This is a genomic window from Phenylobacterium sp., assembly GCF_025934275.1.
GTDB lineage: Bacteria > Pseudomonadota > Alphaproteobacteria > Caulobacterales > Caulobacteraceae > Phenylobacterium.
In genome coordinates, this window is sequence record NZ_JAICYI010000002.1 from 27,847 (window position 1) to 48,514 (window position 20,668).

At 70.6% G+C, this 20,668-nt stretch carries 21 protein-coding genes; 13 read left to right on the top strand and 8 right to left on the bottom strand.

Annotation, left to right across the window (positions count from 1 at the left end; all coding sequences use genetic code 11):
* Positions 1-34: 34 nt before the first annotated feature.
* Genes Q0W60_RS01075 through Q0W60_RS01090 form a run of 4 tightly spaced genes read right to left on the bottom strand, consistent with a single transcriptional unit; the run spans position 35 to position 3,258 of the window.
* Positions 35-631, bottom strand: a complete 597-nt coding sequence (locus Q0W60_RS01075) for a histidine phosphatase family protein (protein WP_297691676.1) — start codon at positions 629-631, stop codon at positions 35-37.
* On the bottom strand, positions 628-1,413 hold the full coding sequence (locus tag Q0W60_RS01080) for an SDR family NAD(P)-dependent oxidoreductase (RefSeq protein ID WP_297691678.1): 786 nt from the start codon (positions 1,411-1,413) through the stop codon (positions 628-630). Before Q0W60_RS01080 ends, Q0W60_RS01075 begins: the two co-directional genes overlap by 4 nt.
* An 18-nt stretch (positions 1,414-1,431) precedes the next feature.
* Complete coding sequence (locus Q0W60_RS01085) at positions 1,432-2,277, bottom strand: alpha/beta hydrolase (protein WP_297691680.1); 846 nt, start codon at positions 2,275-2,277, stop codon at positions 1,432-1,434.
* 15 nt (positions 2,278-2,292) lie between these two features.
* Positions 2,293-3,258 carry a zinc-binding alcohol dehydrogenase family protein gene (locus Q0W60_RS01090; protein WP_297691682.1) on the bottom strand — a complete coding sequence of 322 codons (966 nt, stop codon included), beginning with the start codon at positions 3,256-3,258 and terminating at the stop codon, positions 2,293-2,295.
* Between the two features lie 75 nt (positions 3,259-3,333).
* On the opposite strand from Q0W60_RS01090, the gene Q0W60_RS01095 reads away from it, so the two are divergent.
* The 3 genes from Q0W60_RS01095 to Q0W60_RS01105 are packed head-to-tail and all read left to right on the top strand — an operon-like array spanning position 3,334 to position 5,790.
* The gene (locus tag Q0W60_RS01095) at positions 3,334-4,011 is read left to right on the top strand and encodes a VOC family protein (protein WP_297691684.1); all 678 of its coding nucleotides are present in this window, start codon (positions 3,334-3,336) and stop codon (positions 4,009-4,011) included.
* 30 nt (positions 4,012-4,041) lie between these two features.
* Positions 4,042-4,935, top strand: coding sequence for a patatin-like phospholipase family protein (locus tag Q0W60_RS01100; RefSeq protein WP_297691685.1), 894 nt, complete (start codon positions 4,042-4,044; stop codon positions 4,933-4,935).
* 15 nt (positions 4,936-4,950) lie between these two features.
* Positions 4,951-5,790, top strand: coding sequence for a sulfotransferase (locus Q0W60_RS01105; RefSeq protein WP_297691687.1), 840 nt, complete (start codon positions 4,951-4,953; stop codon positions 5,788-5,790).
* Here Q0W60_RS01105 and Q0W60_RS01110 read toward each other — a convergent pair whose 3' ends face one another.
* Entirely contained in the window at positions 5,791-6,957 is a 1,167-nt protein-coding gene (locus Q0W60_RS01110; RefSeq protein WP_297691689.1) for a DegT/DnrJ/EryC1/StrS aminotransferase family protein, read from the bottom strand.
* Positions 6,958-7,111: 154 nt separating this feature from the next.
* Here Q0W60_RS01110 and Q0W60_RS01115 point away from each other — a divergent pair, with 154 nt between their 5' ends.
* Positions 7,112-7,891, top strand: coding sequence for a hypothetical protein (locus tag Q0W60_RS01115; RefSeq protein ID WP_297691691.1), 780 nt, complete (start codon positions 7,112-7,114; stop codon positions 7,889-7,891).
* 57 nt (positions 7,892-7,948) lie between these two features.
* On the opposite strand, the gene Q0W60_RS01120 is transcribed toward Q0W60_RS01115, so the two are convergent.
* Positions 7,949-9,532 (bottom strand): AMP-binding protein, encoded by a 1,584-nt coding sequence (locus Q0W60_RS01120; protein ID WP_297691693.1) that lies wholly within the window; start codon positions 9,530-9,532, stop codon positions 7,949-7,951.
* A gap of 279 nt (positions 9,533-9,811) precedes the next feature.
* On the opposite strand from Q0W60_RS01120, the gene Q0W60_RS01125 reads away from it, so the two are divergent.
* The 4 genes from Q0W60_RS01125 to Q0W60_RS01140 all read left to right on the top strand — a co-directional run bounded on the left by Q0W60_RS01125 (position 9,812) and on the right by Q0W60_RS01140 (position 15,043).
* Positions 9,812-10,792 carry a S1C family serine protease gene (locus Q0W60_RS01125; RefSeq protein ID WP_297691695.1) on the top strand — a complete coding sequence of 327 codons (981 nt, stop codon included), beginning with the start codon at positions 9,812-9,814 and terminating at the stop codon, positions 10,790-10,792.
* Between the two features lie 110 nt (positions 10,793-10,902).
* Positions 10,903-12,783, top strand: a complete 1,881-nt coding sequence (locus Q0W60_RS01130; protein ID WP_297691697.1) for an ABC transporter ATP-binding protein — start codon at positions 10,903-10,905, stop codon at positions 12,781-12,783.
* Positions 12,780-14,645 carry an ABC transporter ATP-binding protein gene (locus Q0W60_RS01135; RefSeq protein ID WP_297691699.1) on the top strand — a complete coding sequence of 622 codons (1,866 nt, stop codon included), beginning with the start codon at positions 12,780-12,782 and terminating at the stop codon, positions 14,643-14,645. The genes Q0W60_RS01130 and Q0W60_RS01135 overlap by 4 nt, the downstream gene beginning before the upstream one ends.
* A 23-nt stretch (positions 14,646-14,668) precedes the next feature.
* Positions 14,669-15,043 (top strand): VOC family protein, encoded by a 375-nt coding sequence (locus tag Q0W60_RS01140; RefSeq protein ID WP_297691701.1) that lies wholly within the window; start codon positions 14,669-14,671, stop codon positions 15,041-15,043.
* 26 nt (positions 15,044-15,069) lie between these two features.
* On the opposite strand, the gene Q0W60_RS01145 is transcribed toward Q0W60_RS01140, so the two are convergent.
* The gene (locus Q0W60_RS01145) at positions 15,070-15,297 is read right to left on the bottom strand and encodes a hypothetical protein (protein ID WP_297691703.1); all 228 of its coding nucleotides are present in this window, start codon (positions 15,295-15,297) and stop codon (positions 15,070-15,072) included.
* 108 nt (positions 15,298-15,405) lie between these two features.
* Positions 15,406-16,167, bottom strand: a complete 762-nt coding sequence (locus Q0W60_RS01150) for a class I SAM-dependent methyltransferase (protein WP_297691705.1) — start codon at positions 16,165-16,167, stop codon at positions 15,406-15,408.
* A 94-nt stretch (positions 16,168-16,261) separates the two neighbouring features.
* Here Q0W60_RS01150 and Q0W60_RS01155 point away from each other — a divergent pair, with 94 nt between their 5' ends.
* From Q0W60_RS01155 to Q0W60_RS01175, 5 genes are all read left to right on the top strand, one after another.
* Positions 16,262-16,954 (top strand): LemA family protein, encoded by a 693-nt coding sequence (locus tag Q0W60_RS01155; protein WP_297691707.1) that lies wholly within the window; start codon positions 16,262-16,264, stop codon positions 16,952-16,954.
* A gap of 108 nt (positions 16,955-17,062) precedes the next feature.
* A complete protein-coding gene (locus tag Q0W60_RS01160; RefSeq protein ID WP_297691708.1) occupies positions 17,063-17,917 on the top strand; it encodes a TPM domain-containing protein in 855 nt (284 codons plus the stop codon).
* A gap of 1 nt (position 17,918) precedes the next feature.
* A complete protein-coding gene (locus Q0W60_RS01165; RefSeq protein ID WP_297691711.1) occupies positions 17,919-18,629 on the top strand; it encodes a TPM domain-containing protein in 711 nt (236 codons plus the stop codon).
* Positions 18,630-18,823: 194 nt separating this feature from the next.
* Positions 18,824-20,125 (top strand): PAS domain-containing protein, encoded by a 1,302-nt coding sequence (locus Q0W60_RS01170; protein WP_297691713.1) that lies wholly within the window; start codon positions 18,824-18,826, stop codon positions 20,123-20,125.
* Between the two features lie 75 nt (positions 20,126-20,200).
* Entirely contained in the window at positions 20,201-20,668 is a 468-nt protein-coding gene (locus Q0W60_RS01175; protein ID WP_297691715.1) for a (2Fe-2S)-binding protein, read from the top strand.

A 20,668-nucleotide genomic window follows, 5' to 3' on the forward strand; every position in this document is an offset into this window, starting at 1 on the left:
GTCGCACGAGCAGCGGCGACGGACGCTCGGACGGTCAGGAATCGGTCACGGGCTCGCAGGCGAGGGCGTCAACCTGGCCGCCGGCCAGCCGGAAGACGTGCTCTTGGCTGTGGCCGACCTGGATGGTCAGCGTGGTCTCCCGGTCGAGCCCGGCATAGACCCCGCGCAGGATGCGGCCCAACACGCCATGGCTGACGGCGATCAGGCGGTCGTCTTCGGCCGCCTCCGCCAGAAAGCTGCGGGCCCGGGCGCTGATCTCGTCGAAGCTCTCTCCGCCGGGGACATGGAAGGGCTGCTCGTGATCGGGCACGCCGGTGGGAAGGCGCCGGCGGAGCGCTTCGGCGCGCAGGCCGTCGAGCTCGCCCATCGAGTGCTCGCGCAGGCGCTCGTCGATCTCGACCGGGAGATCGAGCCGTTCGCCGACGATCCGCGCCGTCTGCTGGGCGCGCCCCAACGGCGAGGCGACCAGCCGCCAGGCGCCGCCCGGCTCGCGCGCGACGAGATCCGCCAGCAGCTCGGCCATGGCCCGGGCCTGGCGCACGCCGCGTTCGGTGAGCGGCGAGTCCAGCCGGCCCTGGGCCCGGCGGATCACGTTCCACTCGGTCTCGCCATGGCGGACCAGGTAGATCATCGGCGGCGCCGCACCACCGGATGCGAGGAGGAGAGGCCGCCGTCCACGGCGATGAACTGGCCGTTGACGTAGGAGGCGTCGTCCGAGGCCAGGAACAGGCCCATGTTGGCGATCTCGTGCGGCTCGCCGCCGCGGGTCAGCGGGTTGAGCTGGCCGATCTTGTCGGCGGTGCCGCGCGCGCGGGCGGCCTCGTAGACGCCGCGCGTCATGCCGGTCTCGATCAGCCCCGGGCAGATCGCGTTCACCCGCACCCCCGTGCCGTAGAGCTCGTTGGCCGCGGTCTGGGCGAGGCTGATGACGCCCGCCTTGGAGGCCGAATAGGGCATGCCGCCCGCGCCCGAGCGGATGCCGGCGACCGACGCCGTCATGATGATCGAGCCCTTCCCCTTGGCGATCATGATCGGGCTGGCGTGCTTCAGGGCCAGGAAGTGGCCGATCAGGTTGACGCGCAGGATTTCGGCCCAGTGCGCCGCCGTCTGGTCCTGCAGCGGGACGTAGCCGCCGGAGATGCCGGCGTTGGCCCAGATCACGTCCAGCCCGCCGAAGTCGTTCACCGCTCGCGTGACGTACTGCTGCACGAAGCCCTCGTCGGCGGCGTCGCCGGCCATCGCGACCGACTTGCCGCCGGCGGCGGCGATCTCCTTGGCGGTCTCGCTCACCGTCTCGGCCTTGTCGACGCAGACCACGCTCGCGCCTTCGCCGGCGAAGATCTTGGCCGCGGCGCGGCCGATCCCGCTCGCCGCCCCGGTTATCACCGCCGAGCGGCCCTCCAGTCGTCCCATGCTGTGCCTTTCGCTGTCCTAGGCCGCCTGTTTGGCCCGGCTCGCGGCCGCCACGATGGCGTCGATGACCGTGTCGTAGAGCCCCGGCGGCAGGTCGTGCCCCATCCCCGGGATGATGCGCAGCTCGGCGCCCGGGATCGCCTTGGCGGTCAGCTCGCCGCCGATCGGCATGACCAGCGGATCGTCCGCCCCGTGCGCCACAACGGCCGGGACCTTCAGCGTCTTCAGCTCTTCCGTCCGGTCGCCGTCGGCTCCGATCGCCTGCCGCTGGCGGACCACCCCGCTCGGATTGAACGCGCGCCGGTATTCCGAAACGACGCGCTGGCGCAGCTGGTCCTCGTCCCACGGATAGGCCGGGCTGCCGATGGTCCGCGCGTTCCTGATCCCGTGCGCCACGAACGCCTCGAAGTCGGCCTCGGGATCCGGCGGGGCCACGTTCAGCACCGCGGCTGCCGCCGGCGTCGACTGCAGGATCGGCGGGTTCGCCGCCGGGGCGGCCATGATCGAGGTCATCGAGAGCACGCGATCCGGGTGGTCGATGGCGACCCGCTGAGTGATCATGCCGCCCATGGAGACGCCGGCCACGTGCGCCTTCTTCACGCCCGCGGCGTCCAGGACCGCGATGACGTCGTTGGCCATGTCCTTCAGGACGTAGCTCCCGCCGTCGAGCCAGCTGGACAAGCCCACGTCGCGGTTGTCCATGCGGATCGCGCGGAAGCCGCGCGCCACCAGCTTTTCGCAGAACGGAACCGGCCAGCGGGTCATCTGCGAGCCCAGCCCGTTGATCAGGATCACCGTCTCGGGGTTCGCATCCCCAAAGGTTTCGTACTCCAGCTCGACCCGGCCGTTCTTCGCGCGCGGCATGTTCGTTCTCCTCGCTCAGGGGACCAGCAGCACTCGGCCCACGGCCTGGCGGCTTTCGATGTAGCGGTGGGCGTCGGCGGCTTCGGAGAGCTTGAACTGGCGGTCGATCACCACTTTCAGCTCGCCCTTCGCCACATCCTCGATCAGCCCCTGGATGATCCCATAGACCCGGTCGGTGGCGATCTCGGCGCCCAGGAACACCCCCGAGAGGGTGCGGTTGCCGCCCATCATGGTGGAGACGTCCACCTTCATCGGCTCGCGGCCCGCCTGGCCGACCATCGAAACCCGCCCGCGGTAGGCCAGCGACAGGATCGAGGCCTGCAAGGTCGTGCCCCCCACCGGATCGACGATCACGTCGCAGCCCTTGTTGTCGGTGAGCCGCATCACCTCGGTGACCAGATCGTCCCTCTGGTAGTTGATCCCGTGGGTCAGCCCGAGCGGCTGCAGCTTCTCCAGCCGCGCATCGGAGGAGGCGGTCGCCAGCACCATCGAGGCGCCGGCCCGCGCGGCGAGCTGGATGGCCGCGATCCCCACGCCCGAGGCGCCGGCCTGCACCAGGACGACCTCGCTCTTCTTCATCCGTCCGAACTCGAACAGGCACTCGTGCGCGGTCCCGAACGGGATCGGCACGCAGGCCGCGAGCTTGAGGTCCATGCCCGCGGGGATCTTCCAGGCGGCCCGGGCCGAGACCGCGCGCAGCTCGGCATGGCTGCCGTAGGCGCCCGTGGTCACCGCTTTGTCGCCCACCTTGAGGTTTGTGACCTCGCTGCCGACCTCGACGACCTCGCCCGCCGCCTGGTAGCCGACGACGTGCGGCTTGGTGACCAGCGCGCCGCGCAGCCGGTTCAAGGTGTCGCCGCCCTCGATCGAGACCGCCTCCACCCGGATGACGATGCCCCTGGGGTGGCACTCGGGGTCCGGGACGTTCTCGTAGCGGAACACGTCCGGCGCGCCGTTCTCGTAATAGACCGCCGCCTTCATTCCGCGCCTCCCGTTCCAAACATCTGTTTGACTTCACGCATCCCACGGCCATGCTGCCGAGGCAAGGGAGGGCCCATGCAGCTCGCCAAGCCGAGGGTCGACATCGGGCTTTCCACAAATCATCTCGAACCCATGCTGGCGTTCTGGCAAGGGGAGGCGGGGCTCGCCTTCGACCACCTGCTCCCGATCCGCAAGGGTCAGGACCAGCACCGCCACGACGCCAACGGCAGCGTTGTGAAGATCAACCACGTCGCCGAGCCGATCCCCGACGCGCCGCCCTCCGGCTATCGCGAGCTGATCGTCGCGCGTGAGGGCGTGGCCGCGCCGCGCCACCTGAAGGACCCGGAAGGGAACCGCATATCCCTCGTTCCGCGGGGCCACGACGGCGTCAGCCAGATCGGCATCCGCCTCGCCGTGCGTGACCTCGAGGCCCATCGCCGCTTCTACCGCGAGGCGCTCGGGCTGCCGGAGGAGGCGCCCGGCCGCTTCCGCGCCGGCGAGAGCCTTATCCTGCTCGAACAGGACCCTGATGCGCCCGCCGACGCGCAGATGCGCGGTCCCGGCTGGCGCTACATCACCTTCCAGGTCTTCAAGGTCGACGAGGAGCACGCCAAGGTGCTGGCCCATGGCGGCCGCGAAGCGATGGCGCCGGTGACGCTCGGGACGACGGCCCGCATCTCCATGGTCCGCGATCCCGACGGCAACTGGATCGAGCTCTCGCAGAGGGCTTCCATCGTGGGCTCGCTGGAGTAGCGTCGCCCGCACGGTCTGGGAGGTGAAGCCATGTCACGCGCGCTGGTTCTGGGCGGCGGCGGTCCGGTGGGGATCGCCTGGGAGTGCGGACTCATCGCAGGCTTCGCCCGCGCCGGCGTCGATCTCGGCCGCGCCGACTTCACCCTCGGCACCTCGGCGGGCTCCTTCGTCGGCGCACGGCTAGCCCTGGGCGCCGAGGCCGCGAGCCTCGCCGATCCGATCCTCGCCGAGGGCGAGCGGGCGGCCAGCGCGCCGCGCGCAAGGGGTGCCGAGCGGCGGCCGGCGGACCTCACCTTCCTGATGCAGAAGATGGCCGAGGCGCAGGGCTCGCTGCGCAATCCCGCCGAGGTCCGCGCCGAGATCGGCCAGTGGGCGCTCGCCGCCGACACCATGGCCGAGGACGACTTCATCGCCAGCTTCGGCCGCTCCTTCGCCAGCCTGCCGGCGGACTGTTGGCCCGAGCGCGGCTACGCCTGCACGGCGGTCGACGCGGAGAGCGGCGCCTTCCAGCTCTGGACCAAGGAGTCCGGCGTGGGCGTCACCCGCGCGGTGGCCTCCAGCTGCTCGGTGCCCGGGGTCTATCCGCCGGTCAGCATCGAGGGCCGCCGCTACATCGACGGCGGCATGCGCTCCGGAACCAACGCGGACCTGGCGACGGGCCATGACCTCGTGGTGCTCGTCGCGGTACGGACGGCCGCCGCCGCCGCCGGCGGCGCCGCCGAGCGCATCGCGGCGCGCCTCGACGAGGAGATCCGCACCCTCAAGGAAGGCGGCTCGGAGGTGGTGGTGATCGGGCCCGACGAGGCGAGCCAGCAGGCGTTCGGCGCCAACCTGATGGACTTCCGCCGCCGTCCCGGGGCCGCCAAGGCCGGCATGGCGCAGGGCGCGGCCGAAGCGGAGCGCCTGCGCGCCCTCTGGACGTAGGCCGGATCTCCACGCGTGACCGTCTTCTTCGTCTGCGGCGCGCCGAAGTCGGGCACCACCTGGCTGCAGCGCCTGCTCGATGCGCACCCTCAGGTCGCCTGCGCCGGCGAAGGCCACTTCATCGAACGCTTCACGGCCCCGCTCTCGCAGCTCGTCAGCAGCTACAACCGCCAGATGCTCCTCGAGGTCGAGGAGGTCTATGAGGGCCGCCCGGCCTATGGGCCCGTGAACCAGGCCGAGTTCGACGAAGTCGCCCGCACCTTCATTTTGAACCGCATGATGTCGCGCCGGGCGGGGCCGGAGGTCCGCTGGATCGGCGACAAGACCCCGCGCTACACGCACTATCTGCCGCAGCTCCACCGGCTGTTTCCCGCCGCCAGGATCATCCACATCGTGCGCGATCCGCGCGACGTCGCCGTCTCGCGCATGGCGCATTCGAAGCGCGCCGGCGCGCCGGACGCGCTCACCCCCGGGACCGAGCCCTACTGGGCGACCGTCAAGGACGCCGTGCAGTTGTGGAACGAGGCGGTGAGGGACGTGGACGCCTTCGCCGCGGCGCATCCCCGTCTGGTCCACGAGCTCCGCTATTGCGACCTGCAGGCCGACCCGGCGGCCGAGACCGCCCGGCTGTTCGGCTTCCTGGGCGTCGATACCGGCGCGCCGCTGCTGGAGCGCGTCGTGGCCGCCGCCTCGTTCGAGGCGCTGAGCGGCCGGCGCCCCGGCGAGGAGGATCCGGACTCGTTCCTGCGCAAGGGCGTGTCCGGCGACTGGAAGACCCAGCTCGATCCGCCGACCGCCCAGCTCGTCCTCGCGGCCTGCGGCGAGCTCATGCGCGCCAAGGGCTTCGCCGGCTAGCTACCGGTTCTTCTTCACGTACGCGCGCACGGCGGCGATGATCTGGTCCTGGTCGTGCGGCTCCAGATAGGCGTGCATCGGCAGGCTGATCACGCGGCCCGCCTTGGCCTCGGTCACCGGCAGGCCGTGCGGCGCCGTCGGATAGCCGGAATAGACGCCCTGCATGTGGATCGGGATCGGATAGTAGACGGCGGTCGGGACGCCCTGTTCGCGTAAGCTCGCGGCCAGGCCGTCGCGGGCCCCAAGCTCGATCGTGTACTGCGCCCAGACCGAGACCCCGCCCTCGATCACCTTGGGCGTCGTGACGAGGTCGCCCAGGCCCGCCGCATAACGCTCCGCCACGCGGTTACGGGCCGCGATCTCGTCGGCGAAGATGCCGAGCTTCTGCAACAGGACTGCGGCCTGCAGGGTGTCCATCCGCGCGTTCAGGCCGATGCGCAGGTTCAGGTACTTGGGGTCGTGCTCGAAAGTGCGCCCCTCGAGGTCGGACTTCACCGCCTGGCCGTGCACGCGCAGGCTGACCAACAGGTCGTGCAGGCGCGCGTCGTTGCACAGCACAGCCCCGCCGTCGCCGTAGCAGCCCAGCGGCTTGGCGGGGAAGAAGGAGGTGGTGGCCACGTCCGCCCAGCGGATCGGATGCTGGCCGGCCAGCGTGCAGCCGAAGCCCTGGGCGGAATCGGCGATCAGCTTCAGGCCGTGCTTCTGCGCCACCCGGGCGATCGCCGGATAGTCGGCGGGCTGGCCGAACAGGTCGACGGCGATCACCGCCCTGGGCCTGAGCTTGCCCTCGCGCTTCACGCCCTCGATCGCAAACTGCAGGCTCTCGGGGTCGAGGTTGTACGTCTCCGGATCGATGTCGACGAACACCGGCGAGGCGCCGACCAGCGGCATGACCTCGGCCGTCGCGGCGAAGGTGAACGAGGGGCAGAAGACCGCATCGCCTGGTCCGATCCCCCAGGCCATCAACGGCAGGATCAACGCCTCGGTGCCGGAGCCGCAGGCCAGGGCATGCTCTGCCTGCCCGAACGCCGCCAGGGCCGTCTCCAGCTCGGCGATCTCCGGACCCATGACGTAGGCGCCGGAGCGGACCACCTTCAGGATCGCGTCCTCCAGCGGCTGGCCGAGGCGGCGGCGCTGGGCCTGCAGGTCGATGAACGGAATCGGCATGGGTCCTCGGTTCGCGCCCCCCGCGGGAGAATCGGTTGCGCCGCTCTTCGCATGCTCGCTGCGGTCGCGCCAAACACGCTTGTTTTCGAATGATTTCGGGCTAGCGTCGTTCGCGGAACGGCGCCCATCGGACGCCAGGGAAGGGGGAATTCCCATGGTCGCAACGACCTTGAACCAGGCGCAGGCGCGCACGGGCTACTTCTACTTCTGGATAGCCGTGGGTTGTGCGCTGTTCGCCTGGGGCGCCTTCGCAACCACCTACTGGACCCAGCTCGCGGCCGGCACCTTCGTCGGCGGCTTTCCACTGATGCACCTGCACGCCGGGCTGTTCTTCAGCTGGACCGTGTTCTTCATGTGGCAGACCTGGCAGGCGCGGAACGGCCGCCTCGAGCACCACCGCGCCTGGGGCGTGGCCGGGGTCTCGCTCGCGACCGCCATGCTGGTCATCGGGCTGGCGCTGGCGATCCATTCGGTCAGAGACTTTCAGGCGCAGGGTTACGGCGATCGCGCCCGCAGCTTCTTCATCCTGCCGTTCACCGGCATCGGGCTGTTCGCGCTGTTCTTCGTCGCGGCGGTGGCGAACGTCGCCCGGCCGGACTGGCACAAGCGGCTGATGGTGACGGCGACGGTTTCGCTGCTGGCGGCGGCGGCCGGACGGGTGGGCTTCCTGCTCGCCACCGGCGGCGGCGGGCCGGGAATGCGGCCCGGCACCGTCGCCCCGCCGCCGCAGTTCGCGGGCTTCCAGGGCTCGCTGATGATCAGCCTCTTCCTGGTGGCGGGCGCGATCTACGACTGGCGCACGCGCGGCCGGCCGCACCCGGCCTACCTGATCGGGCTCGCGACCATTGTGGGCGTCGGCTACCTGGGCTCGGTCATCTCGGTGACGCCGCCCTGGCTGCACTTCGTCGACGGCTGGCTGGCCCTCGGAAGCTAGCGCCGCGGCTCCGGGCCAGGAAATGGTCCATGCCGTCTCCGGCGCCCGCCGCGAAGCCTAGATCTGCCGCGCGCGGCCCTCCCAGTAGGGCGCGCGCACCTTGTTGCGCTGGATCTTGCCGGCCTCCGAGCGGGGCAGGTCGGCGACGAAGTCGATCTTCTTCGGCGCCTTGAAGCCCGGCAGATTGGCGCGGGCGAAGGCCAGGATCTCCTCGGCGAGTTCCGCCGAGGGGGCATAGCCCTCCTTCAGCAGGATCACCGCGCGGACCTGCTCGCCCCACTGGTCGTCGGGGACCCCGACCGTCGAGGAGTCGGCCACCGCCTCGTGCTTGATGAGCTCGTTGTCGATCTCCTGCGGGTAGATGTTCACCCCGCCGGAGATGATCGTCTCGGCGTCGCGGCCGGTGAGGAACAGATAGTCCTCCTCATCGTAGTAGCCCACGTCGCCGAGGGTGAAGTAGTCGCCCACCCGGCTCTTCTGGGTCTTGGCCTCGTCCTTGAAGTAGACGAAGCCGCCGCCCGGCGGCAGTTGGTGGTAGATCTTGCCTGGGACGCCCGGCGGGCACTCGGCGCCTTCGTCGTCGAGGATCTTCGAGCCCAGCATGACCGGCCGCTTGCCGACCGAGCCCGGCTTCTTCAGCCACTCGTGGCTGTCGATCGTGAAGCCGGCGCCGCCTTCCGAGCCTGCGTAGTACTCTGTGATGATCGGGCCGAACCATTCGATCATGGCCAGCTTCACCTCGGGCGGACAGGGCGCCGCGCCGTGGATGATGAACTTCACGTGGCCGACGTCGTACTTCGCCTTCACCTCGTCCGGCAGCGCCAGCAGCCGCTGGAACATGATCGGCACCAGGTGCATGTGGGTGACGCGCTTCTCGGCGATGGTGCGCAGCGTGGCTTCGCTGTCCCACTTGTCCAGGAACACCAGCTGGGCGCCGGTGCTCATCGCCGCGCCGATGTCGAACGCCAGCGGGGCGGCATGGTAGGCGGGGCCCGCGCAGAGCTGCACCGAGTGCTCGTCGTAGCCGCGCGCGGCGAACGGGTTGACCATCACCATTGGCGGATTGGGCCGGAACACGCCCTTCGGCCGGCCGGTGGTCCCGGATGTGTACATCATCTGGTTGCCCAGCGCCGGCTCCTCGATGTCCGAACCGTCGTGCGTGGCGAGGGCGGCGTCGTAGTCGGCGAATCCCGGAATCGGCCCGCCGATCGCCACCTTGACGATCAAGTTCGGGCATTGCTCGGCCGCAGGCCCTGCCGCGGCGATGCGGTCCTCGGCGAACAGGGCCTTGGCCTCGCAGTCATTGACCACGTAGGCGATCTCCTCCGCCGTCAGGTGCCAGTTGACCGGCGTGATGCGCAATCCGCTGCGGCGGGTGGCGGCCAGCACCTCCACGAACTCCGCCCGGTTCGAGCAGAGCAGCGCCACCGCGTCGCCCTTCTTCAGCCCCGCCTCGCGCAGCAGCCGCGCGATGCGGTTGGCGTTTGCGTTCACCTCGACGTAGGAGCGGGTCTTCCCGGACGGGTCGTGGATGTAGGGCTTCTCGCCATGCAGCTCGGCCCACACCGACAGCGTCATGCCGGTCGGCGCGGCCGCCGCGAGCCGCTCGTCCAGGGTTTCGCGTTCCTTCAAAGCTTCCATCAAAATCCTCCCGCCTACGCTACGCGCGGCGCTGAAATTGCGTTTGGGGCGCGCGGACAGGGCGGACGAAATGGTCCGCCTCGCAGGCTCCGCGACCGGGATCGCAACAAAACACGCCGGAAGCCAGGCGCCAATTCCCTTGCGCCCGAGGCGCGGAGTCTCAGGCCGCCCGTCGGCAAAGCCCGGCCGCAACGCATCCTCCGCCCGGCGGCGGCCGTTTTCGCCTTGCGCTTGCGCGCGTCGGGCCCAGATTCGGGCGTCGGTTCTGGAGGTCCCCCCGTGGCGTTCCCGTTCGACGGCTATGAGGTGGCGGCGCATCTGCGGCCGTCGCAGGCCGCCTACGGCTTCGACCTCGATCGCGCGCTCTCGGCTGTCGTGGCGCTTGAGGCGCGCACGCCGCAGGACGCCTTCACCGCCGCAAGTCTCGGCGCCGAGCGTGTCGGCAACGGCGTCGTGATCGGGCCCAACGGCCTGATCGTCACCATCGGCTACCTGATCATGGAGGCCGACGCCGTGGTGCTCACGCTCGAGGGCGGCCGCCGCGTCGCGGCCCATGCGCTGGGCTCCGATCCGGTGACCGGCTTTGGGCTGGTGCAGGCGCTGGAGCCGCTGGGCCTGCCGACCCTGCGGCTCGGGGATTCGTCAGGACTGCGCGCCGGCAGCCCGGTGATCGTCGCCGGCGCCGGCGGCCGCGCCCATGCGGCGGCGGGCGAGGTGGTCACCCGCATGCGCTTCGCGGGCTACTGGGAATACCTGCTGGACGACGCCATCATCACCCAGCCCGGCCATCCCCACTGGAGCGGCGCGGCGCTGATCTCGCCGGCCGGCGACCTGGTCGGCGTCGGCTCGCTCAGCCTGGAGGGCCAGACCCGCTCCGGCGCGGTCAAGCCGATCAACATGTTCGTGCCCGTCGACCTGTTGCCGCCGATCCTCGACGACCTGGCGCGCGGCCGCCCCGCCCATCCGGCCAGGCCCTGGCTGGGCGTGCTGGCGCAGGACCTCGATCCGCATGCGGTGGTCGTGGCGGGCGTCAATCCGCACGGGCCCGCCGCGCGCGCCGAGCTGCGCCGCGGCGACGTCATCCTGGCGGTGGACGGCGAGCCGGTCTCAGATCTCGCCGACTTCTACCGCAAGCTCTGGGTGCGGGGCCCGGCCGGCGCGACCATACCCCTGCGCCTGCAGCGCGACGGCGACGTCTTCGACGTGGAGGTCCGCTCGGTCGACCGCACGTCGATGCTGAAGAAGCCGCGGATGAACTGAGGGGCCGGGCCGCCGCTCCGCCGGCGCGTGTTTCCGCCCTGACGCAAAATCGCGGGTTGGCCGCGCTCGTTCGGCGCCTCAGAATGGGGCCGCATAGAGGAAATTATGAGATGAGTGATTCGCCCCACCGGGGGCGGAGTGCGGCGCTGTCTGACCTCCCGACGGTGGATGTCTCGGCCATGCCTTCGGTGCTGGCCCGGATCGCCGCCCTGACCTTGAAGTATCGCGCCCGGGTGGCGCTGACGGTGGCGACCTCGCTGGTCGCGACCATCGCCAGCATGACCCTGCCTCGGCTCTACGGCCACGCCATCGACGATGCGCTGCGGCTCTCGGCCCGCGGGCACGCGGGCGTTGCGCGCCACGCGCTGCTGGTCACCGCCGCCCTGGTGATCGCCGCCACGCTCACCCGCGGCGTGCTCACCGCCGCGGCCGGCTACCAGTCGGAATATCTGTCGCAACGGGTCGCTTACGACCTGCGGCTGAAGTTCTTCCAGCAGCTGCAGCGCCTCTCCTTCGGCTTCCACGATCGCGTCCACTCGGGCGACCTGATCACCCGCGGGATGCTGGACCTGGAGGGCACGCGCGCCTTCGTCCAGACCTCGCTGCAGCAGGCGCTGTCGCTGGTCATGCTGATCAGCTTCTCCGCCTACATGATGATCTCCGCAGACCGGCTGATGGCGGTGCTGGGCCTGGCCTTCGTGCCGATCGCGGGCTTCGCGCTCGCCCGCATGGGGTTCCTGCTGCGGGTCACCTGGCTGCGAGTGCAGCAGCTGATGTCGATCCTGACGCTGACGATGGAGGAGAACCTCCAGGGGATCCGCGTGGTGCGCGCCTTCGCCGGCAAGAACTTCGAGATGGGCAAGTTCGACGAGGCCGCCGGCAATGCGCTCGCCTACGCCTTCAAGCGAATCACCCTGCGCTACCGCGGGGTCTCGGCCATGCAGGTGAGCTTCTACGGCTCGATGGCGCTGCTCCTGTGGATCGGCGGCGGCAAGGTGGCGGCGGGCCGGATGACCCCCGGTCGGCTGACCGAGTTCCTCGGCTACATGACGCTGCTGCAGGCGCCGATCCGGCAGGTGGCGATGATCTTCAACTCCATGGCCCGCGCCACCTCCTCCGGCGGGCGGGTGTTCGAGGTGCTGGACCTGAAGCCCGAGATCGCCGATAGGCCGGAGGCCAAGCCGCTCGCCCCCACCGAGGGCACGCTGCGCTTCGAGCATGTCGACTTCCGCTACGCGCCGACCAGCAAGCCGATCCTCACCGACCTCAGCTTCGAGGTCCGCGCCGGCAAGACCCTCGGCATCGTGGGTCCGCCGGGCTCCGGCAAGTCGACGCTCGCCAACCTGATCCCGCGCTTCTACGACGTGAGCGGCGGGGCGATCACCATCGATGGCGTCGACATCCGCGACGTGACCCTCGCCTCGCTGCGCCAGTACGTCGGCCTGGTCCAGCAGGAGGCTTTCCTGTTCGACGCCTCGGTCGGCCACAACGTCGCCTACGCCGATCCCTGGGCGGAGGATCAGCGCATCCTGGGCGCCGCCAAGACCGCCCAGATCCACGAGCACATCTCGGGCCTGCCGGCCGGCTACGAGACCCGCGTCGGCGAACGCGGCGTGGCGCTCTCCGGCGGCCAGCGCCAGCGGATGAGCATCGCCCGCGGCGTGGTGCCGGAGCCCGGGATCATGATCTTCGACGACTCCACGGCGGCCATCGACGCGGTCACCGAGCGGAAGGTGCGCGACGGCCTCGCCCACGCCACCAGCATGAAGGCGACGATCATCATCGCTCACCGGCTGTCGTCCCTGATGCATGCCGACGAGATCCTGGTCCTCGACGAGGGCCGCATCGTCGAGCGCGGAACGCACCCGGAGCTGATCGCCCAGGGCGGCGTCTACGCCGACCTCTACGAGTTGCAGACGCGCTCCGACGCCCGCGCCACCCTGGAGGGCGAGGCCGAGGACGCCCCCGCCCGGCGGGAGGCCCGCGCGTGACCGACGCCGTCCTCGAGCCTGACGTCACCGCCCGGCGGGCGCCCCGCGCCTCGCTGGGCTCGCCGGAAGGCGACGACGTCTTCGGGACTTTCGATCCCCGGATCGCGCGGCGGTTCTTCAGTTACCTCGGCCCGCACCGGCGCGACTTCCTGATCACCCAGGTGGCGGTGCTGCTGTCGGCCGCCTCACAGGTGACGCTGCCCTACCTGATCGGCCAGGTGGTGGCCGCCGCCACCCACCATGACGCGGTCCGGCTGCACACGACGCTCATCTGGTTCGTCGCCGGGGCGGCGGCCTTCGTGGTCTGCTTCTTCTGCGGCGAGTGGCTGTCCTCGCGCCTGGCGCAGCGGGTGATCTTCGACATCCGCCGGGCGATGTTCGCCCACTTCCAGGACATCTCGCTGTCGTTCATGGACAAGACGCACGTCGGGCGGATCATGGCCCGCCTGCAGGGCGACGTGAATTCGCTCCAGGAGTTCCTGGAGAGCTCCACCGGCGCGGTCGGCGATTTCGCCACCCTGATCGGCATCTCGGTGATGCTGGTCGTCATGGACGTGCGGCTGGGCCTGCTCACATTGCTCGTACTTCCGGCGCTGATCGGCATCCGCGCGCTGTGGCTGCCCCACTCCAAGAAGACCTTCCGGCTCGCCCGCGACGCCTCCTCCACCGCCAACTCGGCGCTGGCCGAGAACATCAACGGCGTGCGCACGGTGCAGGAGACCCGCCGCGAGCAGCTCAACTTCGAGCTCTACCGCGAGAAGGCGCACGACAACTTCAAGGCCCAGACCGGCGCCTCCTGGATGAGCCAGATCATGGTCCCGACCGTGGATGTGCTCACCGGCGTCGCCATGTCGCTGGTGATCGTGGTGGGCGGCGAGGCGGTGCTCGACAAGCGCCTCGAGGTCGGCGTGATGGTCGCCTTCCTGTTCTACGTGCAGCGCTTCTTCGACCCGGTCCGCATGCTCTCGATGCAGTACACCATCATGCAGCGGGCGATGGCCGCCGGGCACCGGATCTTCGAGGTGCTCGACGTGCCAGTCACCATCAAGGACAAGCCGGACGCCCTGGCGCTGGAAGCCTTCGAGCCCACCGTCGAGTTCCGCGACGTGACCTTCGGCTACGAGCCGGGCCGGCCGATCCTGCACGACGTCTCGTTCAAGGTGCGCCCCCGCGAGGTGGTGGCCCTGGTCGGACCCACCGGCTCGGGCAAGACCTCGATCATCTCGCTCACCCACCGCTTCTACGAGGTTGACAAGGGCCAGGTGCTGGTCGGCGGCCACGACGTGCGCGACGTCACCCTCGACAGCCTCGGCCGCAACATCGGCATGGTGCTGCAGGAGCCGTTCCTGTTCACCGGCGCCATCGAGGAGAACATCCGCTACAACACCTCGGCCTCGCGCGAGGAGATCGTGGAGGCGGCCAAGGCGGTCTCGGCGCACGATTTCATCATGCGGCTGCCGGAGGGCTACGACACCCAGCTCGGTCAGCGGGGCCGCAACATCTCGGTGGGCCAGCGCCAGCTGATCTCCTTCGCCCGGGCGCTGGTCGCCGACCCGCAGATCCTGATCCTCGACGAGGCCACCGCCAATATCGACAGCTTCACCGAGCAGGCAATCCAGAAGGCGCTGAAGGTGCTGTTCGCCGGGCGCACCTGCATGGTGATCGCCCACCGGCTGGCCACCATCCGCGACGCCGACCGGATCATCGTGCTGCAGCAGGGCCGGATCATCGAGCAGGGCAGCCACGGCCAGCTGATGCGCGCCAGGGGCCTCTACCACCGCCTCTACACCTCGGCCCACGCGAGCTTCGACGACCAGGTCGTAGCCGCCACCGGCGACGCCGAGTTCGCCACCCGGACCTAGCCGCCACCAAGAAGGCGTCTTCAATGCTCGCCAACGCGCGCCTGCAGACCATCGTCTGGACCTCGGACAAGGGCCGGGCCGCCGGCTTCTACGAAGGCGTCCTTGGCCTCACCCTGCTGCGCGAATCTCACGGCGCCCTAGTCTACGACGTCGGCGGCGGCGAGCTGCGCGTCTCGCCGGTGCCCACGACCGAGCCCTCCGCGCACACGGTGCTGGGCTTCGCGGTGGCCGATATCGACGCGGTCGCGGCCGCGCTCGCCGGCAAGGGCGTCGCCGTCGAACGCTTCCCCGGCTTCAGCCACGACGCCCGCGGCGTCTGGCGCGCCCCCGACGGCGCCCAGGTGCTGTGGATCCGCGATCCCGACGGCAACCTGCTCTCGGTGGTGCAGTACGCCTGAGACCTGCGGCCCGCGGACGTGAGCCCTCAGGCCCTCGTCTGGCGGGTGTTGGACCAGATCACTTGGCCCACGCCGAGCAGGGCCAGGATCGTCCCGTAGAGCGCCCACTGCGGGTTGCTGACCATGAAGCCGCGCATGATGGCCGCCGGGCCGATGTGCAGGCCCTGTCCGATCCAGACCAGCCCCATGAAGACGAACAGCAGGCCCACCAGCGTGCTGAAGATCCTCATGACGATATTGAACGCACCCGCCATCGTCGTTCCCTCCCGTCTTGTCCTCGCCGGTCGAGACTTCGCTCGCGGCCGCTCATCCTGGCCGAAAACCGGCCCCGGCGCGAGCATCGGCCCGCGCGGGACGCCGGATCAGGCCTTCCGGAACACCCAGATCTCGCCCACGCCGCCCAGCGGGATCGGCGGCCGATCGAGCGCGAGGCCGGCCAAGGCGGCCGGGGGCCCCGGATCGGCCATGTAGTAGGCGAGCCGCTCTGACGAGCGCCGCAGCTCGCGGCCGGCCCGATCCAGCTCGACGTAGTCGATCACCTGCTGCAGCCGGCCCAGGTCCTCCCGGAACCGCCGCTCGCGCACGTAGAGCCGAAGCCGTGCGCCGCCCGCCAGCGGCTGCTCGAGGACCGGCGCCGTCGGATCGGCCGGCGGCTGCCGCATGGCTGCGGGGCTCGGCAGGTGGAACGCCGCGAGCCCGCCGTCCGCCAGGTGCCGCGCGGCGGTTGCGAAGGCGTTGCGCCAGGCCGCGCCGGCCGGCAGGTGCGCCAGGCCGAAGTAGGGGCAGATCACGAGATCGAAGGCCCGCTTGAGGTCGAGCGCGGTCATGTCGCCCAGCCGAAGCTCGATGCGCCCCGCGACGTCGGCCGGCAGCGACCCGAGGCGCGCCTTCGCCTGCTCCAGCATGGGGCGGGCGATGTCGATCCCGGTGACCGCAAAGCCCCGCTCGGCCAGGGCGGCCGCCACCCGTCCGGAGCCCGTCCCGAGCTCCAGGACTTGCGCGCCCGGCGGGGCCAGCTCCGCATAGATGCCGATGTCGCCCGCCAGCCGCACGTCGGCCGCCGTGACCACGTCGTAAAAGGCCGCGCTCAGCGAGCCTGGCGCATAGTATGGCTTGGTCGGCATGGCGGCCGAAGCTGGGCCGGGCGTTGCGCTCGATCAAGGGCGGGGCCAAATTGGTCTTGACCAAGACGGGCTTGCACAAAGGGGGACATCTGCCGTGAGCAGCCTTCGCCCGCGCCTCGCGCGCTTCGTCCTCATCCTCGTGGCGCCGCTCGTGCTGGCCGCCTGCGGCTACAACGTGATCCCGACCCAGCAGGTGAAAGCCCAGCAGGCCTGGGCTGAGGTCCAGAACCAGTACCAGCGCCGCAGCGACCTGATCCCCAACCTCGTCAACACGGTGAAGGGCTACGCCGCTCAGGAGAAGAGCGTTTTGGTGGAGGTCACCGAAGCGCGCGCCTCGGCGACCCAGGTGAAGGTCGACGCCTCCACCCTCACCGACCCGGCGAAATTCCAGCAGTACCAGGCCGCCCAGGACCGGCTGACCGGCGTGCTCGGCCGGCTGATGATGATCTCCGAGCGCTATCCGGACCTGAAGTCGAACGAGAACTTCCTGGCGCTGCAAAGCCAGCTCGAAGGCACCGAGAATCGCATCGCCATCGCCAGGCGCGACTACAACCAGGCGGTCGCCGACTACAACACCAGCCTTCGAACCTTCCCGCAGATGATCTGGGCGCGCCTCCAGCACGCCCAACCCATGCAGTTGTTCTCCGCCACGGCGCAGGCGCAGTCGGCGCCGACGGTCTCCTTCGACACCACGCCGCCGCCCCTACCGTCCGGCGCCGCCCCGGCCCAGTCGGGCGGCCCGGCGCCTGCATCCGCCGCGCCGCCCCCGGGCCAGGCCCCGAAGTGATCGCCGCAGTCGGCTTCGACCCTGCCTTCTCCCGCTGCGGGAGAAGGTGTCGGGCGGAGCCCGACGGATGAGGGGTCGCCTTGCTCTTTCCCTCGGTTCGCAACTGAGATGACGTTCAGCCCCTCATCCGACCGCCTGCGGCCGCCGCCTTCTCCCGCACGGCGGGAAGGCTCGATCGCCGCTCTCCTCGTCATGCTGGCGGCGGTCCTCCTGGCCCTTCCTGCGCTGGCCGCGCCGACGTTCCCGCCGCTGACCGGCCGGGTGGTGGACGACGCCCATCTCCTGTCGCCGCAGAGCGTCCAGAAGCTCGACGGCGAGCTGGCGCAGCTGGAGGCCCAGACCGGCCACCAGCTGGTGGTCGCCACCATCCCCGACCTGCAGGGCTATTCCATCGAAGACTACGGCTACCAGCTCGGCCGCACCTGGCAGCTCGGCCGCAAGGGGATCAACGACGGGGCCATTCTGCTGGTCGCGCCCAACGATCGAAAGGTCCGCATCGAGGTGGGCTACGGCCTGGAGCCGGTGCTCACCGACGCGCTCTCCGACGTCATCCTGCAGCGCAAGGTCCTGCCGCAGTTCAAGGCCGGCCACATGGAGCAGGGGATCGTCGACGGGGCCGAGGCCGTGATCCAGCAGCTGTCGCTGCCCGACGACCAGGCCAAGGCCCAGGTCGCCCAGGCCGCGCAGCAGCCGGCGGTCCAGACCGGCGGCCGCCGCAGCGGCTCGCCGATCCCGCTGGTGGCCATCTTCCTCGTGCTGTGGGTGATCGGCGCGCTGTTCCGGCGGCGCAGCGGCTTCGGCGCCGGCGGCCTCTGGTGGCTGCTGCCGCTCGCGCTTTCCAGCGGCGGCCGCAGCCGCGACGGCTGGAGCGGCGGCGGCTTTTCGGGCGGCGGTTTCGGCGGGGGCGGTTTCTCCGGCGGCGGCGGCTCGTTCGGGGGCGGCGGCGCCTCAGGGAGCTGGTGAGATGGCTGACCACAACGCCTTGAGCCCCGCCGATCTCGCCGCCGTCGAGGCGGCCGTGCGCCAGGCCGAGGCGCGCACCACCGGCGAGATCTACTGCATGGTGGCGCAGGAGAGCTCGCACTACATCGAGACCCCGCTCGCCTGGGCGGCCGGTGTGGCGCTGCTCGCGCCGGCGATCCTCCTCCTGGGCGGCGTGCACGTGAGCGCGCCCGACCTGTTCGGCGGCTGGACCGCGGCCCAGGTGGGCGAGCTCGCCGAGACCGCCGTCCGCCGGGCGCTGATCGGCGCGGTGCTCCTGCAGGCCGCCCTGTTCGCGGTCGTTGGCGTGCTCGTGGCGCTGCGGCCGGTCCGGCTCGCGCTCACTCCCAGGGGCGTGAAGCGCCATAGCGTCCGCCGGCGCGCCGCCGAGCTGTTCCTGAGCAAGGGCCTCGAGGCCACCCGACACCACACCGGCGTGCTGATCTTCGTCTCGCTCGCCGAGCGCATGGCCGAGCTGATCGCTGACGAGGGGATCGCCGCCCACGTCGAGCCGCAGGTCTGGGACCGCGCCATGGCCGCGCTCGCCGAGGGCCTGAAGCGGGGCGAGCCGGGCGCGGGGTTCGCCGCTGCAGTCGGGCTCTGCGGCGACGTCCTCGCGGAGCGCTTCCCGGCCGACCCGAACGACAATCCCAATCAGCTGCCGAATTCGGTCGTCCTGCTGCCGAGGCATTGAAGCCTCAAGCCGCGTGCAGAGGGGAAAAATTCGCTTCTCGCGAGAGTGGAACCGGTTTTTGCAGTTGTTCTCCAAGCTCGGCCGCACCAGATTGCGTGGGTGGAGCGTTTGGGGTTGACGTGGACGACCGCAATAAATTCGGCCGCCCGGACGCGGCGCCCTTCGCGCAAGTCGCGGAGACGCTCGGTTTGGGCATGGCGTTCCAGATCCTCGCCGGTCCGGGCGGGGTGGGCCGCCGCTTCACCTACCTGTCGCCGAACTGCGAGGCGCTGACCGGCGTGCCGGCCGAGGCGGCGCTGGCCGATCCCGCCAAGCTCTACGACCAGATCCTCCCCGAGCATCGCGACGCCTTCGTCCGCGCCGAGGCCGAGGCGCTCGCGGGCGACGGCCGTCTCGACATCGAGGTGCGCATGCGGCGCGCCGACGGCGAGGTCCGTTGGCGGCGCATCGCATCGCTCGGGCGCAGCCTCGCCGACGGCGGTTCGCTCTGGGACGGACTGATGAGCGACGTCACCGAACTCAAGCTCGGCGCCGAGGAGCTGGAGGCCCAGCGTCGCCGCCTGGAGGTGGCGGTCGAGTCCACCGGCCTTGGGTTCTGGGAGTGGGACGTCCGGTCGGGCCAGCTCACCTGGTCGGAGCGCAACAAGGCCATCTTCGGCCTGCCGGCCGACGCGCCGGTCACGATCGAGGCTTACATGGCGATGATCCACCCGGACGACGTGGATCGCGTCCGCAAGGCGTACGCCGATGCCCGCGATCGTCCCGGCGGCGGCGACTTCGGGTTCCAGTACCGCGCCGTTGTCCCCAATGGGCAGATCCGCTGGATCCTGACCCGCGGCCGCGTCGTCACCGACGAGGCCGGCCCCGCCATGGTGGTCGGCACCACGCTCGACACCACCGACCGGCGCGAGGCCGAGGAGCGCCGCAACCTGGTCATGGGCGAGCTCGCCCACCGCGCCAAGAACGGCATCCAGGTGATGACCGCCATCATCTCCGAGACCGCCCGTAGCGCCGAGAGCGTCAAGGGCTTCGAGGAGCTGCTCGTCGCGCGCCTGCAGGCCATGGCCCAGTCGCAGGACCTGGTCACCGCCGCCGGCGGCCGGCCGGTGCCGCTGCATGAGCTGGCCGCCCAGGCGCTCGGCCCGTTCGGCCTCGCCCGCTTCGACATCGAGCCGGCGATCGCCGAGCTGACCGTCAACGGCGATGTCGCCGCCGGTCTCGCCCTGCTCCTGCACGAGATGGCCACCAACGCGGTGAAGTACGGCGCGCTTTCGCGTCCCGAGGGCCGCATCGCGCTGAATGCCGACGGCGCCGGGCCGGGCATGGCGGCGCTCAACTGGCGCGAGCGCGGCGGTCCGCGCGTCGAGCCCTCCAACCGTCGCGGATTCGGCTCGCGCCTGCTGCAGGCGGCGCTACGCAACCAGGGCGGCAAGGTCGAGCCGGCGTTCGACCCGGACGGCTTTTCCGCGCGCATGGAGTTCCGCGTCTCCGGCTAGCGCCTGTCCCGCACAGCGCCCGCTTTGCCCGCCCCGTCCGCTGCGCTACGATTGGGCGCTCTTTGGAGGAGCGCCATGGCCTACAAACTCAACGTCAACGGCAAGGTCCTGACGGCCGACGTCGATCCGGACACGCCGCTGCTCTGGACGCTTCGCGACACCCTCGGCATCACCGGGCCGAAGTTCGGCTGCGGCGTCGGCCAGTGCGGCGCCTGCACGGTGCATATCGACGGCCAGCCGGTCCGCTCCTGCTCGACCCCGGTCTCCGCCGTGGGCGAGAAGAAGGTCACCACCATCGAAGGCGTCGGCGCCGACCCGGTGGGCAGGAAGCTGCAGGCCGCCTGGGCCGAGTTCGACGTCGCCCAGTGCGGCTACTGCCAACCGGGCCAGATCATGTCGGCGACCGCGCTCTTGAAGGCCAAGCCCAGGCCGACCGACGCCGACATCGACGCGGCGATGAGCGGCAACATCTGCCGCTGCGCCACCTACAACCGCATCCGCGCCGCCATCAAGCGCGCCTCCGGCCAGCCCGTGGAGGCCTGA